The sequence below is a fragment of the Mesobacillus sp. AQ2 genome, assembly GCF_030122805.1.
Lineage (GTDB): Bacteria > Bacillota > Bacilli > Bacillales > Cytobacillaceae > Mesobacillus > Mesobacillus oceanisediminis_A.
This window is the reverse complement of the sequence record NZ_CP126080.1, coordinates 2,877,188-2,896,591: the sequence shown is the minus strand read 5'-3', so window position 1 is coordinate 2,896,591 and position 19,404 is coordinate 2,877,188. Positions and strand designations below refer to the sequence as shown.

General features: G+C 41.2%; 21 protein-coding genes. 10 read left to right on the top strand and 11 right to left on the bottom strand.

Annotated features, from left to right (window positions below):
* Nucleotides 1–156: 156 nt before the first annotated feature.
* Nucleotides 157–927 (bottom strand): membrane protein insertase YidC, encoded by a 771-nt coding sequence (yidC, locus tag QNH36_RS14535; protein ID WP_144479705.1) that lies wholly within the window; start codon nucleotides 925–927, stop codon nucleotides 157–159.
* A gap of 26 nt (nucleotides 928–953) precedes the next feature.
* Entirely contained in the window at nucleotides 954–1,232 is a 279-nt protein-coding gene (locus tag QNH36_RS14530) for a hypothetical protein (RefSeq protein ID WP_144479703.1), read from the bottom strand.
* A gap of 177 nt (nucleotides 1,233–1,409) precedes the next feature.
* On the opposite strand from QNH36_RS14530, the gene QNH36_RS14525 reads away from it, so the two are divergent.
* Together QNH36_RS14525 and QNH36_RS14520 are read left to right on the top strand one after the other, a co-directional pair.
* Nucleotides 1,410–1,727 (top strand): hypothetical protein, encoded by a 318-nt coding sequence (locus QNH36_RS14525; protein ID WP_144479701.1) that lies wholly within the window; start codon nucleotides 1,410–1,412, stop codon nucleotides 1,725–1,727.
* A 119-nt stretch (nucleotides 1,728–1,846) separates the two neighbouring features.
* Complete coding sequence (locus QNH36_RS14520) at nucleotides 1,847–3,430, top strand: cation:proton antiporter (RefSeq protein ID WP_283905422.1); 1,584 nt, start codon at nucleotides 1,847–1,849, stop codon at nucleotides 3,428–3,430.
* Between the two features lie 29 nt (nucleotides 3,431–3,459).
* Here the strand turns inward: QNH36_RS14520 and QNH36_RS14515 are convergent, their stop codons facing one another.
* From QNH36_RS14515 to QNH36_RS14500, 4 genes are all read right to left on the bottom strand, one after another.
* A complete protein-coding gene (locus tag QNH36_RS14515; protein ID WP_144479699.1) occupies nucleotides 3,460–4,191 on the bottom strand; it encodes an urease accessory protein UreH domain-containing protein in 732 nt (243 codons plus the stop codon).
* A 92-nt stretch (nucleotides 4,192–4,283) separates the two neighbouring features.
* Nucleotides 4,284–5,024 carry a pyruvate formate-lyase-activating protein gene (pflA, locus tag QNH36_RS14510; protein ID WP_251540501.1) on the bottom strand — a complete coding sequence of 247 codons (741 nt, stop codon included), beginning with the start codon at nucleotides 5,022–5,024 and terminating at the stop codon, nucleotides 4,284–4,286.
* 76 nt (nucleotides 5,025–5,100) lie between these two features.
* Entirely contained in the window at nucleotides 5,101–7,326 is a 2,226-nt protein-coding gene (gene pflB, locus QNH36_RS14505; protein ID WP_251540499.1) for a formate C-acetyltransferase, read from the bottom strand.
* Between the two features lie 343 nt (nucleotides 7,327–7,669).
* Nucleotides 7,670–8,119: a cupredoxin domain-containing protein gene (locus QNH36_RS14500; protein WP_251540497.1), complete on the bottom strand. Its 450-nt coding sequence runs from the start codon at nucleotides 8,117–8,119 to the stop codon at nucleotides 7,670–7,672.
* 162 nt (nucleotides 8,120–8,281) lie between these two features.
* On the opposite strand from QNH36_RS14500, the gene QNH36_RS14495 reads away from it, so the two are divergent.
* From QNH36_RS14495 to QNH36_RS14480, 4 genes are all read left to right on the top strand, one after another.
* Nucleotides 8,282–9,481 (top strand): DHH family phosphoesterase, encoded by a 1,200-nt coding sequence (locus QNH36_RS14495; protein WP_144479692.1) that lies wholly within the window; start codon nucleotides 8,282–8,284, stop codon nucleotides 9,479–9,481.
* Nucleotides 9,482–10,045: 564 nt separating this feature from the next.
* A complete protein-coding gene (locus QNH36_RS14490) occupies nucleotides 10,046–11,209 on the top strand; it encodes a D-alanyl-D-alanine carboxypeptidase family protein (RefSeq protein WP_251540496.1) in 1,164 nt (387 codons plus the stop codon).
* A 156-nt stretch (nucleotides 11,210–11,365) separates the two neighbouring features.
* Nucleotides 11,366–12,751: an alkaline phosphatase gene (locus tag QNH36_RS14485; RefSeq protein WP_144479688.1), complete on the top strand. Its 1,386-nt coding sequence runs from the start codon at nucleotides 11,366–11,368 to the stop codon at nucleotides 12,749–12,751.
* Between the two features lie 66 nt (nucleotides 12,752–12,817).
* Nucleotides 12,818–13,471, top strand: coding sequence for a DUF4352 domain-containing protein (locus QNH36_RS14480; protein ID WP_251540492.1), 654 nt, complete (start codon nucleotides 12,818–12,820; stop codon nucleotides 13,469–13,471).
* 127 nt (nucleotides 13,472–13,598) lie between these two features.
* Here QNH36_RS14480 and modB read toward each other — a convergent pair whose 3' ends face one another.
* The 3 genes from modB to QNH36_RS14465 all read right to left on the bottom strand — a co-directional run bounded on the left by modB (nucleotide 13,599) and on the right by QNH36_RS14465 (nucleotide 15,464).
* Complete coding sequence (modB, locus tag QNH36_RS14475; RefSeq protein WP_251540490.1) at nucleotides 13,599–14,255, bottom strand: molybdate ABC transporter permease subunit; 657 nt, start codon at nucleotides 14,253–14,255, stop codon at nucleotides 13,599–13,601.
* Nucleotides 14,256–14,261: 6 nt separating this feature from the next.
* Nucleotides 14,262–15,035, bottom strand: a complete 774-nt coding sequence (gene modA, locus QNH36_RS14470; RefSeq protein ID WP_283903704.1) for a molybdate ABC transporter substrate-binding protein — start codon at nucleotides 15,033–15,035, stop codon at nucleotides 14,262–14,264.
* 177 nt (nucleotides 15,036–15,212) lie between these two features.
* Nucleotides 15,213–15,464, bottom strand: coding sequence for a YkuS family protein (locus QNH36_RS14465; protein ID WP_251540479.1), 252 nt, complete (start codon nucleotides 15,462–15,464; stop codon nucleotides 15,213–15,215).
* Nucleotides 15,465–15,559: 95 nt separating this feature from the next.
* On the opposite strand from QNH36_RS14465, the gene QNH36_RS14460 reads away from it, so the two are divergent.
* Nucleotides 15,560–15,694 (top strand): YuzL family protein, encoded by a 135-nt coding sequence (locus tag QNH36_RS14460; protein ID WP_251541238.1) that lies wholly within the window; start codon nucleotides 15,560–15,562, stop codon nucleotides 15,692–15,694.
* 46 nt (nucleotides 15,695–15,740) lie between these two features.
* On the opposite strand, the gene QNH36_RS14455 is transcribed toward QNH36_RS14460, so the two are convergent.
* Nucleotides 15,741–17,360 carry an ABC-F family ATP-binding cassette domain-containing protein gene (locus tag QNH36_RS14455; protein WP_144479678.1) on the bottom strand — a complete coding sequence of 540 codons (1,620 nt, stop codon included), beginning with the start codon at nucleotides 17,358–17,360 and terminating at the stop codon, nucleotides 15,741–15,743.
* Between the two features lie 325 nt (nucleotides 17,361–17,685).
* Between QNH36_RS14455 and QNH36_RS14450 the strand changes: the two genes are divergently transcribed.
* The gene (locus tag QNH36_RS14450; RefSeq protein WP_023627787.1) at nucleotides 17,686–17,823 is read left to right on the top strand and encodes a hypothetical protein; all 138 of its coding nucleotides are present in this window, start codon (nucleotides 17,686–17,688) and stop codon (nucleotides 17,821–17,823) included.
* A gap of 131 nt (nucleotides 17,824–17,954) precedes the next feature.
* Here QNH36_RS14450 and QNH36_RS14445 read toward each other — a convergent pair whose 3' ends face one another.
* Nucleotides 17,955–18,554, bottom strand: a complete 600-nt coding sequence (locus QNH36_RS14445) for an SCO family protein (protein WP_283903703.1) — start codon at nucleotides 18,552–18,554, stop codon at nucleotides 17,955–17,957.
* Nucleotides 18,555–18,754: 200 nt separating this feature from the next.
* Here QNH36_RS14445 and QNH36_RS23985 point away from each other — a divergent pair, with 200 nt between their 5' ends.
* The gene (locus QNH36_RS23985; RefSeq protein WP_481825325.1) at nucleotides 18,755–18,952 is read left to right on the top strand and encodes an LrgB family protein; all 198 of its coding nucleotides are present in this window, start codon (nucleotides 18,755–18,757) and stop codon (nucleotides 18,950–18,952) included.
* A 201-nt stretch (nucleotides 18,953–19,153) separates the two neighbouring features.
* Complete coding sequence (locus tag QNH36_RS14440; RefSeq protein ID WP_283903702.1) at nucleotides 19,154–19,342, top strand: LrgB family protein; 189 nt, start codon at nucleotides 19,154–19,156, stop codon at nucleotides 19,340–19,342.
* Nucleotides 19,343–19,404: the final 62 nt, after the last annotated feature.

Here is a 19,404-nt window from a genome sequence, read left to right as displayed (position 1 = left end):
GTATTTCATCGGCTCTTTACCATTCCCTTCGGTTTTTATTAAGTAAAAGTATAACTCCATAAATCCGCAGGTGTCAACCATATTATTCCACTTCTCAGAAAAGGGTATATGGGCATAAGAAAAGCCCAGGAAAGTCAATCCCGGGCCATTCAGATTTTAAAGCTGGTGTTCAACTTTAATGGTATTTTCTTTCTTGCCATAAATCTTTCTCCCAAGGAGTGTTTGTGCAATAAGGAAAATCCCGCCTACCGTCCAGTAAAGGGGAAGTGCGGATGGTGCATTTAATGAAAACATTACGATCATAACTGGTGACATGAGCCCCATTAGTTTCATTTGCTTTTTTTGATCCTCTGTAACATTTGACATCGATACCTTAAACTGCAGGTAATAGATGATTCCGGCTGCTGCTGTGATCCATATATCAGAATGCCCGAGATTGAACCAGAGGAAAGAGTGGCTGGCTATTTCAGCAGATCCGCGGATAGCATAGTATAACCCCATCAGGATTGGCATCTGAATGAGCATTGGCAGACAGCCGACAGATAGTGGGTTCACCCCGTGTTTTTGGTAAAGGCCCATCATTTCCTGCTGTAGCTTCCTTTGTTCGGCAGGATCCTTTGTTTGTTTAAGTTTCTTTTGTATTTCGTCCATTTCAGGCTTCAGTATTTCCATTTTTTCTTTCATATTCTGCTGGTTCTTATACTGTCTAAGCATAAGAGGCATGAGCGCGAGTCTAATGAGCATTGTAATCAAGATAATCGCAAGGCCATAACTTCCTCCTGTAATGCTTGCAAAAAAGTGGATCAGCCAAGCGAATGGATTGATAAATGTTGTCTGGAAAAAAGATCCCTCGCTTGTCATAGCCTGGCAACCAGTTAATAGTGTCGATAATAGAAGTACTATCATTATGGTGAATCGATTTTTCATTTTTCTCCTCCTAATTTTCAAGTTGTTCACATAAGGAGAAAAATGCTGTCTTCATCACCTGGATCTATCTTTATTTTAATCCGCTTAAGGATCAGAAGCTGAAATCTCGTTCCGAGTTCAGCTTTATTTTTAAACGCTTTTTCAGAAACGGATGGCTTAAGTTTGATCTGCAAATAACAAGATTCGATATAAGAGGTGTCACCTAATGCCCATAAGACGGACATTGACATGCTGATGAGCAGTGTTAAATAAACACTATACATTGCCGTTGCTTCGATCGACTGAGCGTAAATTTCCATAAGCATGCCATCACCTCTTCTCTTTCATTAATCAAGTATATTTTAAAATCCTGTTTTTAACAATCAGTATATATACGAAATAAAATGGAAAAAGTTCCGATTTCCATATACTGGAGGTTTCAAGAGTGAAAGGAGGGGCTAATTATATAGAACAAACTTCCCAAATCGAAAGGGGCAGCAAATATGAAAATAGTATACGGATTAATGGTCAATGCAGGTGACGCTGACGAAATGCTCTGGGACCATGGTGTATGGGAAACAGAAGAAGCAGCGAATGAATATATTGAAAATGAAATGTCGACAATCAGTGGTGTCTGGGTAGGTGAACTGAAGGTGAATGACGCAATCCCGGAAGCGGCTGAAGATTCAGAGGGAGAAATGGTAGAGTGCGACTTATGTGGAATCGAGTATAACCCTGAAGATGTCAATACTGAGGATTACGAAGATGCCGTGTGCCTGTATTGTGAGCCAGGGTATAAGGAAAATATGAATATTGCATAGATTACAACCATGGGAAAACCCCATGGTTTTTTTGATTTTTTTTGGAATTTCTATAAAAGTTTTTATAAGGATAGAAATAGGGGAAATTAGAAGTAGTGGAAGAGATTGGAGTGATTGTATTGGAAGAAGTGAATTTGCATGAAATATTTCAGACTGGATTCTTTTTAATCTTAATTGCAGCGGGAATCACAGCGATAGCCAAGAAAGTTAAACAGCCTTATCCTATTGCCCTGGTTATCGTTGGTGCAATAATTGGATTGTTGAATATACCTTTACTTGAACCATTGAAGATGTTCATTACAGAAGGGGAAATTTTTAATTTCGTCATCATTACATTATTTCTTCCTGCACTGCTTGGGGAAGCAGCATTAAAACTGCCATTTTCTCATTTGAAGGAAAACAAAGAACCGATCCTTGCATTGGCATTTGGAGGTACACTACTTTCATTTCTGCTGATAGGATTTACAGCACACTATTTTCTTGGGCTTTCGCTGCCTGCTGCATTTGTTTTTGGAGCATTGATGAGTGCAACGGACCCAGTAAGTGTCCTTTCCATTTTTAAAAGCGTGGGCGTGAAAAAGCGGCTTGCAGTCGTCATTGAAGGAGAAAGCTTGTTCAATGATGGGCTGGCAGTAGTACTTTTCAAAATATCTGCCTTATCATTGATTACATATCTGGACGCCGGGTGGTCTGGACTTGGCATGGGACTATGGGATTTTATCAGGGTCGTTTCACTCGGGCTGATCATCGGTGGTGCACTGGGATATGGTTTTTCCCTTTTGACGAAGTATTTTGATGATTATCCATTAGAAATTATTTTCAGCATCCTCTTATTTTATGGATCTTTTTTGATAGCAGAAAGCGTACATGCTTCTGGTGTTATAGCGGTTGTGGTTGCAGCGTTAATCTTCGGGAATTTCGGTTCTAGCATAGGAATGACACCGACTACAAAATTGAATATTAACAATTTTTGGGATGTTGCTGCCCTTTTGGCGAATTCGATTGTGTTCTTGATGATCGGGCTGGAGATAACAAGAATCGATATGCAGGATAAGTGGGAAATAATTTTCATTGCCATTATCCTTGTTCTTATTGCCCGTAGTGTAGCTGTGTATGCCAGCATGTCTGTCATCAGGGATTTCAGCATGAATTGGAAACATATTTTAAATTGGGGAGGGCTAAAGGGTTCATTATCAATCGCCCTTGTTTTGAGTCTGCCGAGGGACTTCCAGGGGAGAGAGGAACTATTGATCCTGGCCTTCAGTGTTGTACTCTTTTCACTTGTCGTTCAAGGCTGGACCATTAAACCTCTCATTTCTTTCCTTGGGATCAACAAAAAAGAAGAAGTATATTTTGAATATGAACAGCTGCTTTCAAAAATTCACAGATATGAAACGGCGATGAAAGAAATGATGGAAGCAAAAGGAAGATACTATCTGACAAAGACAATTACGGATGAGTATGTCCAAAAGTATCAACAGAAGCTGGAAATTGCAATTGCCGAAATGGAAGAATTGTACCGAAGGAAGCCTGAACTGAAAGAGAAGCAAACCGAAACATTGCGTAGAGTTGTTTTCTATGCAGAACATGAGGCTGTTGATAAACTGTCAATGGAAGAGATCATTTCTTCGGAAACAGCGGAAAAAGAACGAAAAGAGCTGACTGAGGCTTTAGTGAATTTGTCTCATGAAAAAGAAGGCTGACTTGAACGTCGGCCTTTTTGCTGTGAATTTTATACCCAATAAGTCAAAGTATCCATGATTCCGACCAAGATTAAAATATATCCTGCAGAAGTTTGCACCATAGCTCCTATTTTGCGGCTTTTTTTCATTAATGAACCATCAAGTCCCATGAAGGAGATGATTGCGGCAAATATAATCAGCGGGATTGAGGTGCCTGCTCCAAAAACGGCCGGCAGTACTGCGCCATATGATGAACTGAGCACAATGGGCATGAGAGTGAAGAAGAATAGTGAAAACATGGTTGGGCAGAATGCGATGGAAAAGCTTACCCCCATTAAAAACGAACCTGTCTTGCCTCTGCCTCCCCATTCAGGCAGGAAAGATGTTAAGCGGCTGATCCAATTGAATGCGAAGAGGCCTATAAGAGATAGGCCAATTAGAATGAATAGAGGGCCCATCAATTTGCGGAACCAGGAAAAGAATTCTGGAAGCATTTGCTGAAAACCATTTCCAACTAGCCAAACGGCAAGCCCCAGCAAAGAAAAGACCGTGATTTTGCCGAGTATGAAAAAGGACATTTCCGTCCAATGGCTCTTCGCCTGCAAGCTGCGATTGCCATAGTACGTGATGGCACCTATATTGGCTGAGAGCTGACATGGAGCAAGAGCACCTACAAGTCCCAGCAGGAAGCTTGCGAGTATGGGGATTTGTTCTGTCTGATTCACCAGAGTAAAAAAAGGTCCGCTTAAATAGTTGCTGATTTCCGAAAGCAATTGATACATCAATAAATCCTCCAATAAATGTATTAACATAATGATACTAGAGAAATATCAAGAACCTATGCAGAAAAAACAGCAGGAAAGAATTCCTGCTGTCATTTTAAGGCTGTCTTGGCTGTTAGTAGTCTATAAGCACGCTCGACCTCATCATCTGATGGAGGTTCCACATCATTTAGCGGATATTCAAGTCCCAGTGCCTCCCATTTGTACACCCCAAGTTTGTGGTAAGGCAGTACTTCCAGTTTGCGTACGTTTTCCAAAGTGCCTATGAACGCCCCCAGCTCGGTGAGGTCATCAATTTCATTGGTCACCCCGGGTACAAGTACGTGCCGGATCCAGATAGGGACGTTGTGCTGTGATAAGTAGCGGGCGAAATCGAGAATATGTTCATTCGCCATGCCTGTCAGCTTAATATGTTTCTTTCTGTTAATATGTTTTAAGTCCAGAAGGACCAAATCAGTATAGCGCAAAAGTTCGGCAAGCTGTTCCTGGAAAAGGGGAGCGCTTGAGTAACACCCGCCTGAAGAATCAATGGCAGTATGCAGTCCGAGTTTTTTGCACTCCTTGAAAAGCTCAGTGATGAAGGGGATTTGCAACAGAGGCTCTCCTCCGCTCACTGTGATTCCGCCACCAGAGGCTTCAATGAAAGGCAGATAAGACTTCAAATCATCAATGATTTCGGAAACAGACATTTGTTTGCCTGTGCCAATTTCCCACGTATCTGCGTTATGGCAGAACTGGCAGCGCAGCAGGCACCCCTGCGTGAAGATGACATAGCGGATTCCGGGTCCGTCTACAGTTCCGAAGGTTTCGATAGAATGAATGTTTCCGTTCATGATGATTTCTCCTTTCAATAAAACAGGAGGACCCGCCACCAGGGAGGGCAGCTCCTGTTCAGTTCACGATTGATGTCTACATTGTTTCATGGAAAGTACGGTTAATGACATCCATCTGCTGCTCACGTGTCAGCTTGATGAAGTTCACTGCGTATCCAGAAACACGGATTGTCAACTGAGGGTACTCCTCAGGATGTTCCATTGCGTTTAAAAGTGTTTCCCTGTTGAATACGTTGACGTTTAAGTGATGTCCATCCTTAATTGCATATCCGTCAAGGATGGATACAAGATTGTTCGTTCTGCTTTCTTCATCTTTACCAAGTGCTTTTGGTACGATGGAGAAAGTATTGGAAATGCCGTCCATTGCATAGCTGTATGGAAGCTTAGCCACTGATGAGAGGGAAGCAAGCGTACCTTTAGTATCGCGGCCGTGCATTGGATTGGCACCTGGTGCAAATGGTTCGCCTGCGCGGCGGCCATCTGGTGTATTGCCAGTCTTCTTGCCATATACAACGTTTGAAGTAATGGTAAGAATCGACATAGTATGGACAGAGTTGCGATATGTCGGGTGCTTGCGCAGTTTTGTCATGAAGCTCTTGACAAGCCCTACAGCAATGCTGTCGACACGGTCATCGTTGTTGCCGTATTTAGGGAAATCGCCTTCTGTTTCAAAGTCAACTGCAATGCCCTTCTCGTCACGGATAACTTTTACCTTTGCATGCTTGATTGCGCTCAATGAATCCGCTACGACACTTAACCCTGCAATCCCGGTTGCCATTGTACGGAGGACTTCTGTATCATGAAGAGCCATTTCAATCCGTTCATAGCTGTATTTGTCATGCATGTAGTGGATAACATTGAGAGTGTTGATGTAAAGGCCAGCAAGCCATTCCATAACATTATCGAATTTTTCCATTACTTCTTTATAGTCCAGTACATCAGAAGTAATCGGGCCGAAGGCTGGTGCAACCTGGATCTTAAGCTTTTCATCGACACCGCCGTTGATTGCGTAAAGCAAAGCTTTTGCCAGATTGGCACGGGCACCGAAGAATTGCATCTGCTTGCCGATTTCCATCGCGGATACACAGCAGGCGATCCCATAGTCATCACCATATTCACAGCGCATCAAATCGTCGTTTTCATACTGAATTGAACTTGTTTTAATGGACATTTCAGCACAATATTTCTTGAAGTTCTCTGGCAGGGCAGGGGACCATAAAACAGTCAGGTTAGGCTCCGGTGCGGGGCCAAGATTATCAAGAGTATGAAGGAAACGGAAAGAGTTCTTTGTCACAAGTGACTGCCCGGTATGGGCCATACCGCCAATTGACTCTGTTACCCAGGTAGGGTCCCCGCTGAATAACTCGTTGTAATCTGGCGTGCGCGCAAATTTCACGAGACGAAGCTTCATGACGAAATGGTCGACAAGTTCCTGTGCCTCTTGTTCAGTCAGGATTCCATTTTGGAGGTCGCGTTCAATATAGATATCCAGGAAGGTCGCGACACGTCCAAGGCTCATTGCTGCACCGTTCTGTTCTTTGATTGCTGCAAGGTATGCAAAGTAGACCCATTGAAAAGCTTCCGCTGCATTGGTTGCTGGCTTGGAAATATCATATCCATAGCTCTTAGCAAGCTGCTTCAATTCATTCAATGAACGGTATTGCTCAGAGATTTCTTCTCTCAGGCGCATTGTGTCTTCAGTCATGACACTGCTCGTCATTCCATGGTCTTTCTTCTTTTGCTCCATCAGGAAGTCGACGCCATAAAGAGCTACACGACGGTAGTCACCAATGATCCGTCCGCGGCCATAGGCATCTGGCAAGCCGGTAATGATGCCGGCTTTTCGGGCCTGGAGCATTTCTTTTGTATAAACATCGAAGACGCCCTGGTTATGTGTTTTACGGAAGTCAGTAAATATCTTCTCAACTTCCTTATCCAATTCGTATCCATACGCCTCGCATGCGGCCTTTGCCATGCGGATGCCTCCAAATGGCTGCATAGAGCGCTTGAATGGCTGATCTGTCTGGAAACCGACAACTTTTTCTTTTGTTTTATCAAGATAGCCTGGGCCATGTGAAGTGATGGTGGAAACCACTTCAGTATCCATATCAAGTATTCCGCCGTTTTCGCGCTCCTGTTTTGTCAATTCCATTACTTGCTGCCATAATTGGAGTGTTTCTTCTGTGGCACCTTCCAGGAAACTTGAGTCCCCGGTATATTCAGAGAAGTTCTTCAGGATAAAATCGCGAACATTGATTTCTTCTTGCCAAGCACCATTTTTAAAACCTTTCCATTGTTCCATTTTGGTTCACCTCTAAAGTGGATGTTTGTATAACAGTTATCACACTATTATCATACTACGAATATAACAGAATGAGTGTGACGTATTTGTGAAATTATGAACAAAACTATTAAAACAAGTTTTTAACGAAGTTTCTCTGTGAAGTGAAGTGAACTGTACTATAATTAAATGAAGTTTAAAAGAGTCTGTTATAAAAAAATGTTTATGTATTTATGCTATCAGGAAATGTTTGCACTGTGTTTATAGTGATTTGTATGTTTTGTGTCAATTTTAAATTTTAATGAGAAAACAACCTTCAATTAAAAGAAAAAACAGGAATCGGATTCCTGTTCTCGGATGGATTTCAATCCACTACAATATAAGCAATCATCGGCCCGTTGTGTTCAGCTGAAGGGTGGGTAAGGCAGATCAGTCTGTATGTTCCTTCCTTGTCAAATTGCAAAGGGACAAGGGTTTCTTGGCCTTTTTTTACAACTCCCTTGATTTCTGTTCCCTCAATGATGAAAGGATGCTCCTTGCCGTTCACGCCAAGAATTTTCAGGCTTACCTTTTCGCCTTTTTCAACGAAGATTGTACCTGGGTCCCAGCGGTATGCTTCAATTTCTTTACCATCGTCGGTATTCGATTTGAATTCTCCTGTCACGAGGTGTATTTCCCTGATTTGTTCATTCTGTCCGCCTATAGCTGGAGTGGATTCAGGTTTTAAATTCATCCAAATTGAGCCGATGATGGCAATGAAGACAATTAGGCCAATAAAATATAAAGTCCTTCTTTTAAATACAAAGAAATGCATGTTTTCACCTCCTTATAATCCTCTTTAAATATCTATGCTCGTCCCCTTGTTGAACTTGTCTAATTTTTTGGATTTTCTTTTGTATAGATTATCTTGCCAACAATAGACTATAAATTAGGCTCTTATAGAGTAAACAGCTTGGGAAAGTGAAGGTGGAAAACGATGTACCGTTTATTTACACATAATGATTTGGATGGAGTGGCATGTGGGATTCTATTCCGGCTTGCATTCGGTGAGCAAGCGGATATCCGCTATAATTCTGTATCTGGGTTGAATTTTCAGGTGGAGAAATATTTTGAGAGAATGAATGAGCGCTTGAAAAAGGAAGACCATCTATACATAACCGACCTTTCCGTCAACCACGAAGTAACGGAAAGAATCAATCGTTTCGTATCAGAAGGAGGGAAGGCTTACCTGATCGACCATCATAAAACGGCTTTGCATTTCAATGACTATAGCTGGGGATATGTAAAAGTGGAAGATGAATCTGGTACACTTACAAGCGCGTCTTCATTAGTTTATGAATACTTGAAAGACAAACGCCAATTGGCTGATAACGGTACACTTAATGAGTTTGTTGAGCTGGTCCGCCAGTATGATACATGGGATTGGGATATTCACCAGAATTTCAAGGCGAAAAATCTGAATGATTTATTTTTCATGGTTTCTATAGAAGAATTTGAAGAACGTATGATATCCAGGCTTCAAACAGATAATGGATTCGAATTCGATGAATTTGAGCAAAAGTTATTGGAAATGGAAGAGGGTAAAATCGAACGTTATATAAGGAGGAAGAAAAGGGAAATCATTCAAATGGAGCATGATGGACTCTATGGAGGAGTCGTCCATGCCGAATCCTATCATTCTGAGCTGGGTAATGAACTTGGGAAGGAGTTTCCACACCTGGATTATATAGCAATCCTAAATGTAGGTGGCAAGAAAATCAGTTTCAGGACAATTCATGATCATGTGGACGTTTCTGCTGTCGCAGGAGAATTTGGAGGCGGTGGACATGCGAAGGCTTCTGGATGTACGATAAATGGAGAGGCTTATAAACGTTATATTGATCAAGTGTTTCCCCTTGAAACGATCAAACATGACGCATTCAAAAATACTTATAATATAAAGGATTCTAAAAATGGCTGTCTCTATGAGAATAGGGATAGGGACTTGTTTTTCATCTTTAAGGATGGAACACGCTATATTATAAAGCTAAAGCATGAAGAAAGCCTGGGGCCATTTAATGATTTCCCAGAAGCCGAACGCTTCTTGAAGAGGAGGTATGGAGCAGCACTTGCGAGGGATGAAGTGTATGTTGGATACCTTGAAAGCATAGTCTATAATAAAGTTCTTCTTTCGTGAAGGTGTCATTAAGCAAAAAAAGAAGCCTCGCCACTGATTTCAAAGTAAATAACAAGAGGATGTCTCAAAAAATATAAACTTTTGGGCACCCTCTTTTTTTAGACTAGCTTCTAAATTTGGTCCGTTGATTTCCGTTTCAGGAGCTTCGATCCTGCGGGGTCTCACCTGAATGCTGATCCCTCAGGACACTGAATAGCTTCAACGAATGTGCCCACGCACGATGGAAATGCATTAGCATTTTCGGAGGAGTCTACGCACCTTCCACTCCAATCAACTCAAGTTTCTATATTCATTTTTCCTCACAAATATAAATACAAGAAAACCCCTTTTTCTAATTCTATACGGAAAAGTATCTTATTGTGGTTGCTATTCTGATTTTCTGTGCGTGGAGTCGATTTTACACATAAGTGTACAAGTCGTTGTCTGCGCATAAATCGAGGCTTCCTTTTTTGTCCTGCCAATGTTTCCTTTTGTTCCATTTGGGTTAAAAATTAATAACACTGGACCATTATAAGCCGGTTTCTGGTAAAATAATTGCAGAATTTTAAAATGGATGTGTTATGGATGAGAAAACTTTTGGCATTGTCAATGGCGGTTCTGATAAGCATGTACTCTTTCGCGCAATTTGTACATGCGGAGGAAGATGATCCTGTATTAACCTCTGAAGCCGCTGTCTTGATGGACACGCAGTCAGGTGCCATTCTGTTTGGGAAAAACGAAGAAAAACGAATGTATCCTGCCAGTCTTACAAAGATTGCCACAGCTATTTATGCGATTGAAAGTGCAAATTTGAATGACCAGGTAGTCGTTAGTGAAAAAATCAAGGAGATCGAAGGTACGAGAGTGTATTTAAATCCTGGAGAACGGGTGACTTTAAAGAAACTGATCCAGGGTATGCTGATCAATTCGGGAAACGATGCCGCATTGGCGATTGCTATTCATCTTGATGGGACAATGGAGAACTACTCCCAAAGCATTAATGAATACCTGGAAAATGAAATCGGAGTAAAAAACACCCATTTTGTCAATCCCCACGGCTTATTTGACGAGAATCACTATACGACTGCAAAGGATCTGGCTTTAATTCTGAACTATGCGATGAAAAACGAGGATTTCCGGGAGATCTTCGGGACCAAGGAATTGAAGTGGGAAGGTGAGTCATGGAATACACAGATTTTTTCCCACCATCGAATGTTAAAAGGTGAAATTCCATATGAAGGAGTAACCGGCGGTAAAACAGGTTTTGTTGACCAATCCAAACAAACGCTGGCTACGACGGCAGAGAATGGCCGAATGCAATTGACTGCAGTATTACTGAAATCTGAATTCAAAAGAGAGATTTATAAGGATACGATCAAGTTATTTGATTACGGTTTTGCTTCCTATAAATCGGCACAAATCAAAAAGGGTGAAACCTTCACAAGTGGAGAGCTCGAGTTCAAAGCAGGTGAGGATCTCTTTGTGACTGAACCAATCGAAAATGGGAAGAGAGTAGTCGATGATGACGGAGTTTTGAATATAGAGAGTGAAAATGGCAGGACCATTCAATCGGTTGAATTGAAACCATTGATTGAAAAAAAACCTGAAGTAAAAAAAACCACTCAGGAGCCGAAGCAAAGTGGACTGCTTTCTGCCAATGCTATTATTGGGGCATTTTTGGCTGCAGTCGCTATTCTATGGATCATGAATCGAAAGCAAAAGAAAAATAGAAGATTTAGAAGCAGGTAATCTTGCCTGCTTTTTTTATGGATTTTATTTGGAAAAAGAAGGATTGTAAATAGATTTTACAAGGACTTAAAACAACTTTACATTTTGTTAATAAGAGATTAATAGACAGGCATTATAGTAGGAAGCGTGGTAAATATCTTATCTGGAGGTCTTGAAATGAATAAAGCTAACTTTAAAAAGAAGATTCTTCCGCTCGCTGTCCTTTCAACTGTGGCGTTTGGCAGCTTAGTAGGAACTTTCAATGCAGAGGCAAAAAATGACCAGAACAATAATCGTGCAGAAATTAAGAATGTAATCTTCCTGGTTGGTGATGGAATGGGAGGCTCTTATACATCAGCATACCGCTACTTGAAGGATAATCCTGATACACCTGAGGCAGAGAGAACAGAACTGGATAAGTACCTTGTAGGTAACCAAATGACTTATCCTGAAGATCCTGAACAAAATGTAACTGACTCTGCTTCAGCAGCAACTGCCATGTCTGCAGGGATCAAGACTTATAACAATGCGATTGCAGTCGATAATGATGGTTCTGAAGTAAAGACAGTCCTTGAAGCTGCAAAGGAAAACGGAAAGGCAACTGGCCTTGTTGCAACTTCAGAGATTACTCACGCAACACCAGCTTCCTTTGGCGCGCATGATGAAAGCCGCAAGAACATGAATGCAATTGCAGATGATTATTATGATGAATTGGTAAATGGAGACCATAAAATAGATGTTATGCTAGGCGGCGGATTGAGCAACTTTGTGCGCAATGACAGAAACCTTACTGAAGAATTCCAGAAAGATGGCTATAGCTTTGTAAACAACAAAGAAGATATGCTTAATGATACGAATGATAAGGTTCTTGGCCTTTTTGCGGAAGGCGGAATGGACAAAATGATCGACCGAAGAGAAGAAACTCCTTCTCTTGAAGAAATGACAAACTCGGCAATCAATCGTTTGAATAAAGATAAAGATGGTTTCTTCCTGATGGTAGAGGGAAGCCAGATCGACTGGGCCGGCCATGACAATGATATTGTTGCGGCAATGAGTGAAATGGAAGATTTCGAGAAAGCATATAAAGCAGCTATCGAATTTGCGAAAAAGGACAAGCATACATTAGTCGTTGCGACTGCTGACCACTCAACTGGCGGATATTCAATTGGTGCCAATGGTATCTATAACTGGTTTGGAGCCCCAATCAGAGCTGCGAAACGTACGCCTGATTTCATGGCGGCTGAAATATCAAAAGGCGCTGATGCAGAAGCAACCCTGAAGAAATATATCGACTTTACATCTGTAGGACTGCCTGAGCTGACAACTGAAGAAATTGAATCTGTAAAAGCTGCAGCAGCTAAAAAACCTGTGGATATTGACAATGCTATTGAAAAGATTTTTGACAAGCGTTCAAACACTGGCTGGACAACCGGCGGACATACTGGGGAAGATGTACCTGTTTATGCATTCGGTCCTGGAAAAGAGCGTTTCTACGGCCATATCGAAAATACGGATAATGCGAAAAACATTTTTGATATACTATCAAACGGCAAAAGAAAATAATTAATTTTAAAATCTCCCGCCGGAACCTTGGACCAGCGGGAGATTTCTTGAAAAGGGGTTTTTGACATGAGGAAATATCTGCAATTATTGCTGGCTGCTACTTTACTGACAGGCTGTTCTTTTGCAGAGGCTGAGTCAAAAAAAGAGACGAAATCCTCAGAGGCGGCTATTGAGAAACCATTAAAGAAAAATACCGATGTGTATGTTCCTAACCCACAAGTTACGGAGGATATAAATCTTAAAAAAGCTGGCGATTCTTTGACTGACAATAAAGGTGAGTTAACCCTGAAAACAGTGAAAGAAGTCAATAAGACCTTTAATGTAAATGGTATTGAATATATTGTAAAAGATGTGAGGTTATTACATTTTGTACCTGCTTACAGCCTGATTGATTTCTTCCATGCCTATACACATGATGAAGAATTTGATTTTGTGAAGATAAATGTTGAAGTAAAGAATAATTCAAAAGAAAATTATCACTTTGGACCTGTGGCGATGGTGAATATCAATGATTCGATCCATAAGACATGGGAAGATGATTTTTATTTAGAAAACCTTAATGGCGAAATTTCAGCCGGACAAACGAAACGCGGAAATCTTGGTTTTATTGTTGAGGATATGGACAGCCTTAAGAAAGTAGAAATCCTGTCAGGTGATCTTGTTGATGAGAGCAAGAAGAAGGTCGCTGATCCTGTTAAGCTAGTTGTGAATGTTAACTAGGAAAATAGATATTTTACTGATTGTCGGTAAAATCAGCCATCTGGAGAATTCGAATCGTAAATGAACAAAAGGGGAAGCCAATTGAATTGGCTTCCCCTTTTGTTCCGGATAAATAAGGCAATCGGACTCACTGTTTTAAGAATGATGTTGAAAGCAACATAAGGAATGAGATGCCCACCATGGCAATAACCCAAAGCCAGGCAGCATCCAGATTCCCGGATTCAATCGCCATATAGATAGCCGTCGGAGCTGTCTGTGTTCTTCCGGGCAGATTGCCGGCAAACATGAGTGTTGCGCCGAATTCGCCGAGAGCTCTTGCAAAGCTGAGAATCAACCCTGTAACAATTGTTCTTGATGACAGGGGCAGCGTGACATACCAAAATACTTTCCATTCATTTGCTCCATCTACTCTTGCAGCTTCTTCTGCTCCTGGATCTACTTGAAGGAACCCAGTTTTAGCTGATTGATACATCAAAGGAAATGCCACGACTGATGCAGCGATTACAGCAGCCCACCAGGTAAACATGATGGTGCTGCCGAATAGATTTTCCACTGTTCTGCCTATCGGGCTGTTGATGCCAAAGATGATGATCAATATAAACCCGACTACCGTTGGCGGGAGTACTAAAGGCAATGTAAGGAGTGTTTCTGCTGCTGTTTTGCCAAAGAATTGCTTTTTCGCCATGAACCTGGCAGACAATAGGCCGAAAATAAAAACAAACACCACCGACATTGATGCAATCTCCACCGATAGTCTGATCGGGGTCCAAAAATCACTGCTCATAAATAATCATTCCAATGCTGCTTTAAAGCCATATTTTTCAAAAATTTCCATCGCTTCTTTTCCTTTCAGGAAATCGAGAAACCTGCTTGCTTCTTCCTTGTGCCTGGTTCCTGCAATGACCCCGGCAGGGTAAATGATTGGATCATGCAGAGCTTCTTTCTGAAAGGGTATAATTCTTACTTGATCAGAAACCATAGCGTCGGTTTTATAAACAATGCCGGCTTCCACATTCCTGGTTTCAACATAGGACAGAACCTGCCGGACGTCCTTTGTGGGGATGAGTTTTTGTTCAATCTCTTCCCATAAGCCTAAAGAAAGTAAAGCTTGTTTTGCATACATCCCTGCAGGGACAATTTCCGGTGTTCCGATTGCAATCCTTGAAATCTCAGCTTCTGCAAGTGATTTTACAGAATGAAGGTTTTCGTTATCTTTCTGGGTAATCAAAACAAGCTCGTTTTTTAATAGTTTTACACTATGGTTTTGATCTATAAGTTGTTTTGACCTCAATACATTGAATTGGTCCTGTGCTGCAGAAACAAATAAATCTACTGGTGCACCCTGGGAAATCTGCTGCTGTAGGGAACCGGACCCCCCAAAGTTATAAACAATCTTAATGTCTGGATTCTGGTTCGAGTAGGTTTTTCCTGCTTCCTCCAACGCCTCCTGAAGGCTTGCAGCAGCAGATACGGTAAGCTCAGTTCCTTTCGTATCGCTGTTGGCTCCGCAACTCGTCAGAACGGTAAGCAAAGCAGCGAAAAGGAATATATGTAATATTCTCAAACAAAGACATCCCCTTACAAAACTTTTAATCATATGCAATGGTTATAACTGATTATATCGGATATAGAAGGAAGCTACATAATGAAAATATCACAAGTTGGTGAAAATATCATGGATAGTGGAGCAGAAGGACTTGCGGGGAAAAGAAAAACTGCCTATCGGCAGTTTCGGTGATTCTTATTGGATTTGCCCTGACTTTTGATCAATCTGTCTTAGAATATCTTCAGCAGAAAGGCCGTTGGCTTCAATGACCGAACCCTGGGTCACAACATCCTGCATACCCATGATGTTTGAATCAATCCCGCTGATGACACAGAAATCGCAGCCCTGTGCATCTGCTTCCTGGCGAAGTTCAACAACGTCATAGCCTTTTTGGCGCAATGCTTCAGAGATATTAGATAAAGATTGTTCTACACCTACTCTTGCCATTCTCTACACCTCCTCACTCATTTAACTTGTCCGCGGCAAGAATAATTTATTCCCTGAGCTTCACAATATTAAATGCAGGTAAAGGAGGTGCGATGATGTCAAATAAGCGAAAAAAGGATCCATCAACCATCGGACTCAATTCAAGCCAGGTGGAGGGGCAGGGCACTACGGCAAGTGAAACCGGTAGCAAGTCTGCAGATTCCTCAAGAAGAAAGCAGAAAAGAGGCTGATATGTTCAAAGTAAAAACCCCCGGAGGAAATCCGGGGGTTTTTAGCTTACACATACATCTCAGCAATTTGCTTTTGAAGCTCTTCGTTTTCAAGATATTCGTCATACGTCATCTGCTTATCGACCAATCCTGTTGGAGTGATTTCCATGATCCTGTTTGCAACAGTTTGAACAAACTGATGGTCATGGGACGAGAAGATCATGGAACCCTTGAAGTTGATCATTCCATTGTTCAAAGCTGTGATGGATTCAAGGTCCAAGTGGTTCGTTGGTTCATCCAACAAGAGCACATTCGCACCAGAAAGCATCATCTTTGATAACATGCAGCGGACTTTTTCGCCTCCAGAAAGAACGCTTGCTTTCTTCAATACTTCTTCACCAGAGAATAGCATACGGCCAAGGAATCCTCGCAGGAAGCTCTCGCTGTCATCCTTTGGCGAGAACTGGCGCAGCCAGTCAACAAGAGTAAGGTCGCAGCCGTCAAAGTACTCGGAATTGTCCTTAGGGAAATATGCCTGGGAAGTGGTCACTCCCCACTTAAATGTACCGCTGTCTGGTTCCATTTCACCTGTCAGGATTTTGAACAGAGTCGTAATGGCAATTTCATTTTTCCCAACTAATGCGATTTTATCATCTTTATTCATGATGAAGCTGATATTATCAAGTACTTTTATGCCGTCAACCGTTTTGGTAATACCATCAACCCTTAATAAGTCATTACCGATTTCACGGTCAGGAGTGAATCCTACATATGGATATTTACGGGAAGATGGTCTGATATCATCCAGAGAGATTTTATCAAGCAGTTTTTTACGTGAAGTTGCTTGCTTTGACTTAGATGCGTTGGCGCTGAATCTAGCAATGAACGCCTGCAATTCCTTGATTTTCTCTTCTTTCTTTTTGTTTGTATCCTGCTGCATTTTCATTGCAAGCTGGCTGGACTCATACCAGAAATCGTAGTTCCCTACATAAAGCTGGATTTTGCCAAAGTCAAGGTCAGCAATATGTGTACATACTTTATTCAGGAAGTGACGGTCGTGGGATACCACGATAACTGTATTCTCAAAGTTGATCAGGAACTCTTCCAGCCATTGAATCGCAGCGATGTCAAGATGGTTCGTAGGCTCGTCAAGAAGGAGTACATCCGGTTTGCCGAATAATGCCTGGGCAAGAAGGACCTTTACCTTTTCTCCGCCACTGATATCCGCCATTTTCTTCGTGTGGAGGTCTTCGCCGATTCCAAGACCTTTAAGCAGGATGGCAGCTTCAGATTCTGCTTCCCAACCATTCAATTCAGCGAACTCTCCTTCGAGTTCCGCGGCTTTCATGCCGTCTTCATCGGAAAAATCTTCTTTCATGTAAATTGCATCTTTTTCCTGCATTACTTCATACAAACGCGCATGGCCCATTATGACGACTTTCAAAACTTCAACATCTTCATATTCAAAGTGGTTTTGCTTTAGTACTGCCATACGCTCGCCAGGAGTCATGGAAACATTGCCTGTCTGAGCTTCGATTTCACCTGATAATATTTTAAGGAAAGTGGACTTACCGGCTCCATTAGCACCAATCAAACCATAGCAATTTCCAGGTGTGAATTTAATATTAACATCTTCAAAAAGCTTGCGGTCACCATATCTCAGGCCAACATTTTGAACTGTAATCATTTATTTAGTAGCCTCCATTAATATATATCCCAAAGATTATAACATGTTTGAACCTTGTGAGCGAATTCTTTTACATTCAAATTGCGCAGGAAGGAAACATTTTTTCATAAAGGTGTTTCCACTGGAGGGAAAATGGGAAAAAGCAAGAGTAGTTTAGAAGGGATTTTGTCCATCTGGCTAACATAATATGGGGAAGAAGTATATTGGGAAAATAATGAAAAAACTTTTTGTCTGGATGTCAATTTTTTTGCTCATTTTCACACATTTTTCATATTTTTCATGTAGAATAATAATAGACAAAGATGGATAAAAAGGAGTTTTTGAAATGGCTAAAAAGCAGCTGGTTGATTTTGTGAACCGCCTAAAGGAATCAGGGATAAAAGTCAGCTTTACTAAGCCAAAATCAGAATTTTTCTCCCTGCAAAAAACAGAGAAACATCCCACCACTGTTAATTCACATTAAGAGATAGACTGGCTTTTTCCTCTTCGCGGTAAACTGCATCCAGCTACTTCACTCATTAATGAAGTAAAAGCCAATCTATTACGGTTAATAAAAATAAAAGAAAGCGGTGCAGCCACCGCTTTCTTTTATTTTTAAAGCTCATCCATAATGGCTTCGAAAACTTTATCTTTTTTAAAATCCTCACCCATAGGGAATTTCTTGATGAATTTATTATTTTCATCAATCAGGTAAGTAAAAGTACTGTGCACGTAAAAACCGTTTCCTGGGTCTCGGTACTGGAATTTAAATGTATCGGCAACATTCTTGATTTTTTGTTGTTCTTCTAGGGTATTGGCTGGGTCCCCGGTAAGGAATATCCAATTCCCGTCATTTTCAAGCCCGAAATTCTCCATGTACTTCCTTAAAACCTCTGGGCTGTCACGGTACGGATCAATCGTAATCGTTAAAAATTGGACTTTATCTCCATAAACGTTTTCTTTTATTAAATCATTCCGCAGAAGGTTCATCTCCTGGGTTGTCGTAGGGCAGATATCCGGGCAATTAGTATAAATAAACTCCACCAGCTTGATTGTGTCCGTATCTTCTCCGAATGTATATTTCTCTTCATCCATGGTTAACAGGGTAATGCCTTCTGGTATTTGTGCATTGGCATCCCTGACTAAAAAGTATGAGATTCCGGATGCAATACCAATTAAAACAATAAGTGAGCTAATAATATAGATTTTTTTCATAACGCAAGCCTCCCCCTTTATAAGATATAAGAAACACGAGGAAAATCATATGGACATTGTGTGAACTATGTTTATTCTTTTTGCCTTTTCAAAAGGTACGATCAATGAAAAAAGTAAACATTCTTGCAAAAAAGTAAACGAAATCTATAATTATAGTAATAATGTTTGGAACGAAAAAGGAGCCATTTTCTTGAAAGCGGATAAGTTCGTTATATACATATTGCAATTTTTTGAGTACAGTCATCGTGATCTGCGTTTTGCTGATCCTGAACATCCCTTACGAAGCAGCGAGCGAAATAATAACCTATTTTCTGGGACCGGCTACAGTAGCTCTGGAAGTGCCTTTATACAAACAAAGAAAAATAATTGCGTTCAACCTGCTTTGGCATGGCTTTTAACGGGAACTGTCTCGACTATTCTTTCAGCTGTCATGATAGGTTATTTACTGAACTTGACTAATATTATCCTGGTTTCATTGACAATCAAATTCATCACGATACAGCTTCCGAGGTTGCCAGGATTATAGGTGCTGATCCGATTTTGGTGGCAGCCTTTGTCATGATTACCGGATGACAGGAGAGATGCTGGGACCTTAGCTGATGAATGTCATGAAAATCCATGATCCTTTTTCAAGAGGACTGGCGATCGGCACAATCGCCTATGGGATCGGTACAGCCGAAGCTGCCAGAGAAGGGGAGCTTCAGGGGGCGGTATCAGGAGCAGCGATGGGATTGGCGGCGATCCTTACATCACTCCTGCTGCCCGTTATTATCCCCTTCTTTTTATAAGTGGAAATATTGGTGGAAATCTTGAAGCATTTTACGGAAAAATATAGAAAGGAAGCTGACAA

What these genes read in the sequence shown, in the direction of transcription:
- yidC (WP_144479705.1), bottom strand. Translation starts at nt 927, where the DNA reads ATGAAAAATCGATTCACCATAATGATAGTACTTCTATTATCGACACTA.
- QNH36_RS14530 (WP_144479703.1), bottom strand. Translation starts at nt 1,232, where the DNA reads ATGCTTATGGAAATTTACGCTCAGTCGATCGAAGCAACGGCAATGTAT.
- QNH36_RS14525 (WP_144479701.1), top strand. Translation starts at nt 1,410, where the DNA reads ATGAAAATAGTATACGGATTAATGGTCAATGCAGGTGACGCTGACGAA.
- QNH36_RS14515 (WP_144479699.1), bottom strand. Translation starts at nt 4,191, where the DNA reads ATGTATCAATTGCTTTCGGAAATCAGCAACTATTTAAGCGGACCTTTT.
- pflA (WP_251540501.1), bottom strand. Translation starts at nt 5,024, where the DNA reads ATGAACGGAAACATTCATTCTATCGAAACCTTCGGAACTGTAGACGGA.
- pflB (WP_251540499.1), bottom strand. Translation starts at nt 7,326, where the DNA reads ATGGAACAATGGAAAGGTTTTAAAAATGGTGCTTGGCAAGAAGAAATC.
- QNH36_RS14500 (WP_251540497.1), bottom strand. Translation starts at nt 8,119, where the DNA reads ATGCATTTCTTTGTATTTAAAAGAAGGACTTTATATTTTATTGGCCTA.
- QNH36_RS14495 (WP_144479692.1), top strand. Translation starts at nt 8,282, where the DNA reads ATGTACCGTTTATTTACACATAATGATTTGGATGGAGTGGCATGTGGG.
- QNH36_RS14490 (WP_251540496.1), top strand. Translation starts at nt 10,046, where the DNA reads ATGAGAAAACTTTTGGCATTGTCAATGGCGGTTCTGATAAGCATGTAC.
- QNH36_RS14485 (WP_144479688.1), top strand. Translation starts at nt 11,366, where the DNA reads ATGAATAAAGCTAACTTTAAAAAGAAGATTCTTCCGCTCGCTGTCCTT.
- QNH36_RS14480 (WP_251540492.1), top strand. Translation starts at nt 12,818, where the DNA reads ATGAGGAAATATCTGCAATTATTGCTGGCTGCTACTTTACTGACAGGC.
- modB (WP_251540490.1), bottom strand. Translation starts at nt 14,255, where the DNA reads ATGAGCAGTGATTTTTGGACCCCGATCAGACTATCGGTGGAGATTGCA.
- QNH36_RS14465 (WP_251540479.1), bottom strand. Translation starts at nt 15,464, where the DNA reads ATGGCAAGAGTAGGTGTAGAACAATCTTTATCTAATATCTCTGAAGCA.
- QNH36_RS14460 (WP_251541238.1), top strand. Translation starts at nt 15,560, where the DNA reads ATGTCAAATAAGCGAAAAAAGGATCCATCAACCATCGGACTCAATTCA.
- QNH36_RS14455 (WP_144479678.1), bottom strand. Translation starts at nt 17,360, where the DNA reads ATGATTACAGTTCAAAATGTTGGCCTGAGATATGGTGACCGCAAGCTT.
- QNH36_RS14450 (WP_023627787.1), top strand. Translation starts at nt 17,686, where the DNA reads ATGGCTAAAAAGCAGCTGGTTGATTTTGTGAACCGCCTAAAGGAATCA.
- QNH36_RS14445 (WP_283903703.1), bottom strand. Translation starts at nt 18,554, where the DNA reads ATGAAAAAAATCTATATTATTAGCTCACTTATTGTTTTAATTGGTATT.
- QNH36_RS14440 (WP_283903702.1), top strand. Translation starts at nt 19,154, where the DNA reads ATGAATGTCATGAAAATCCATGATCCTTTTTCAAGAGGACTGGCGATC.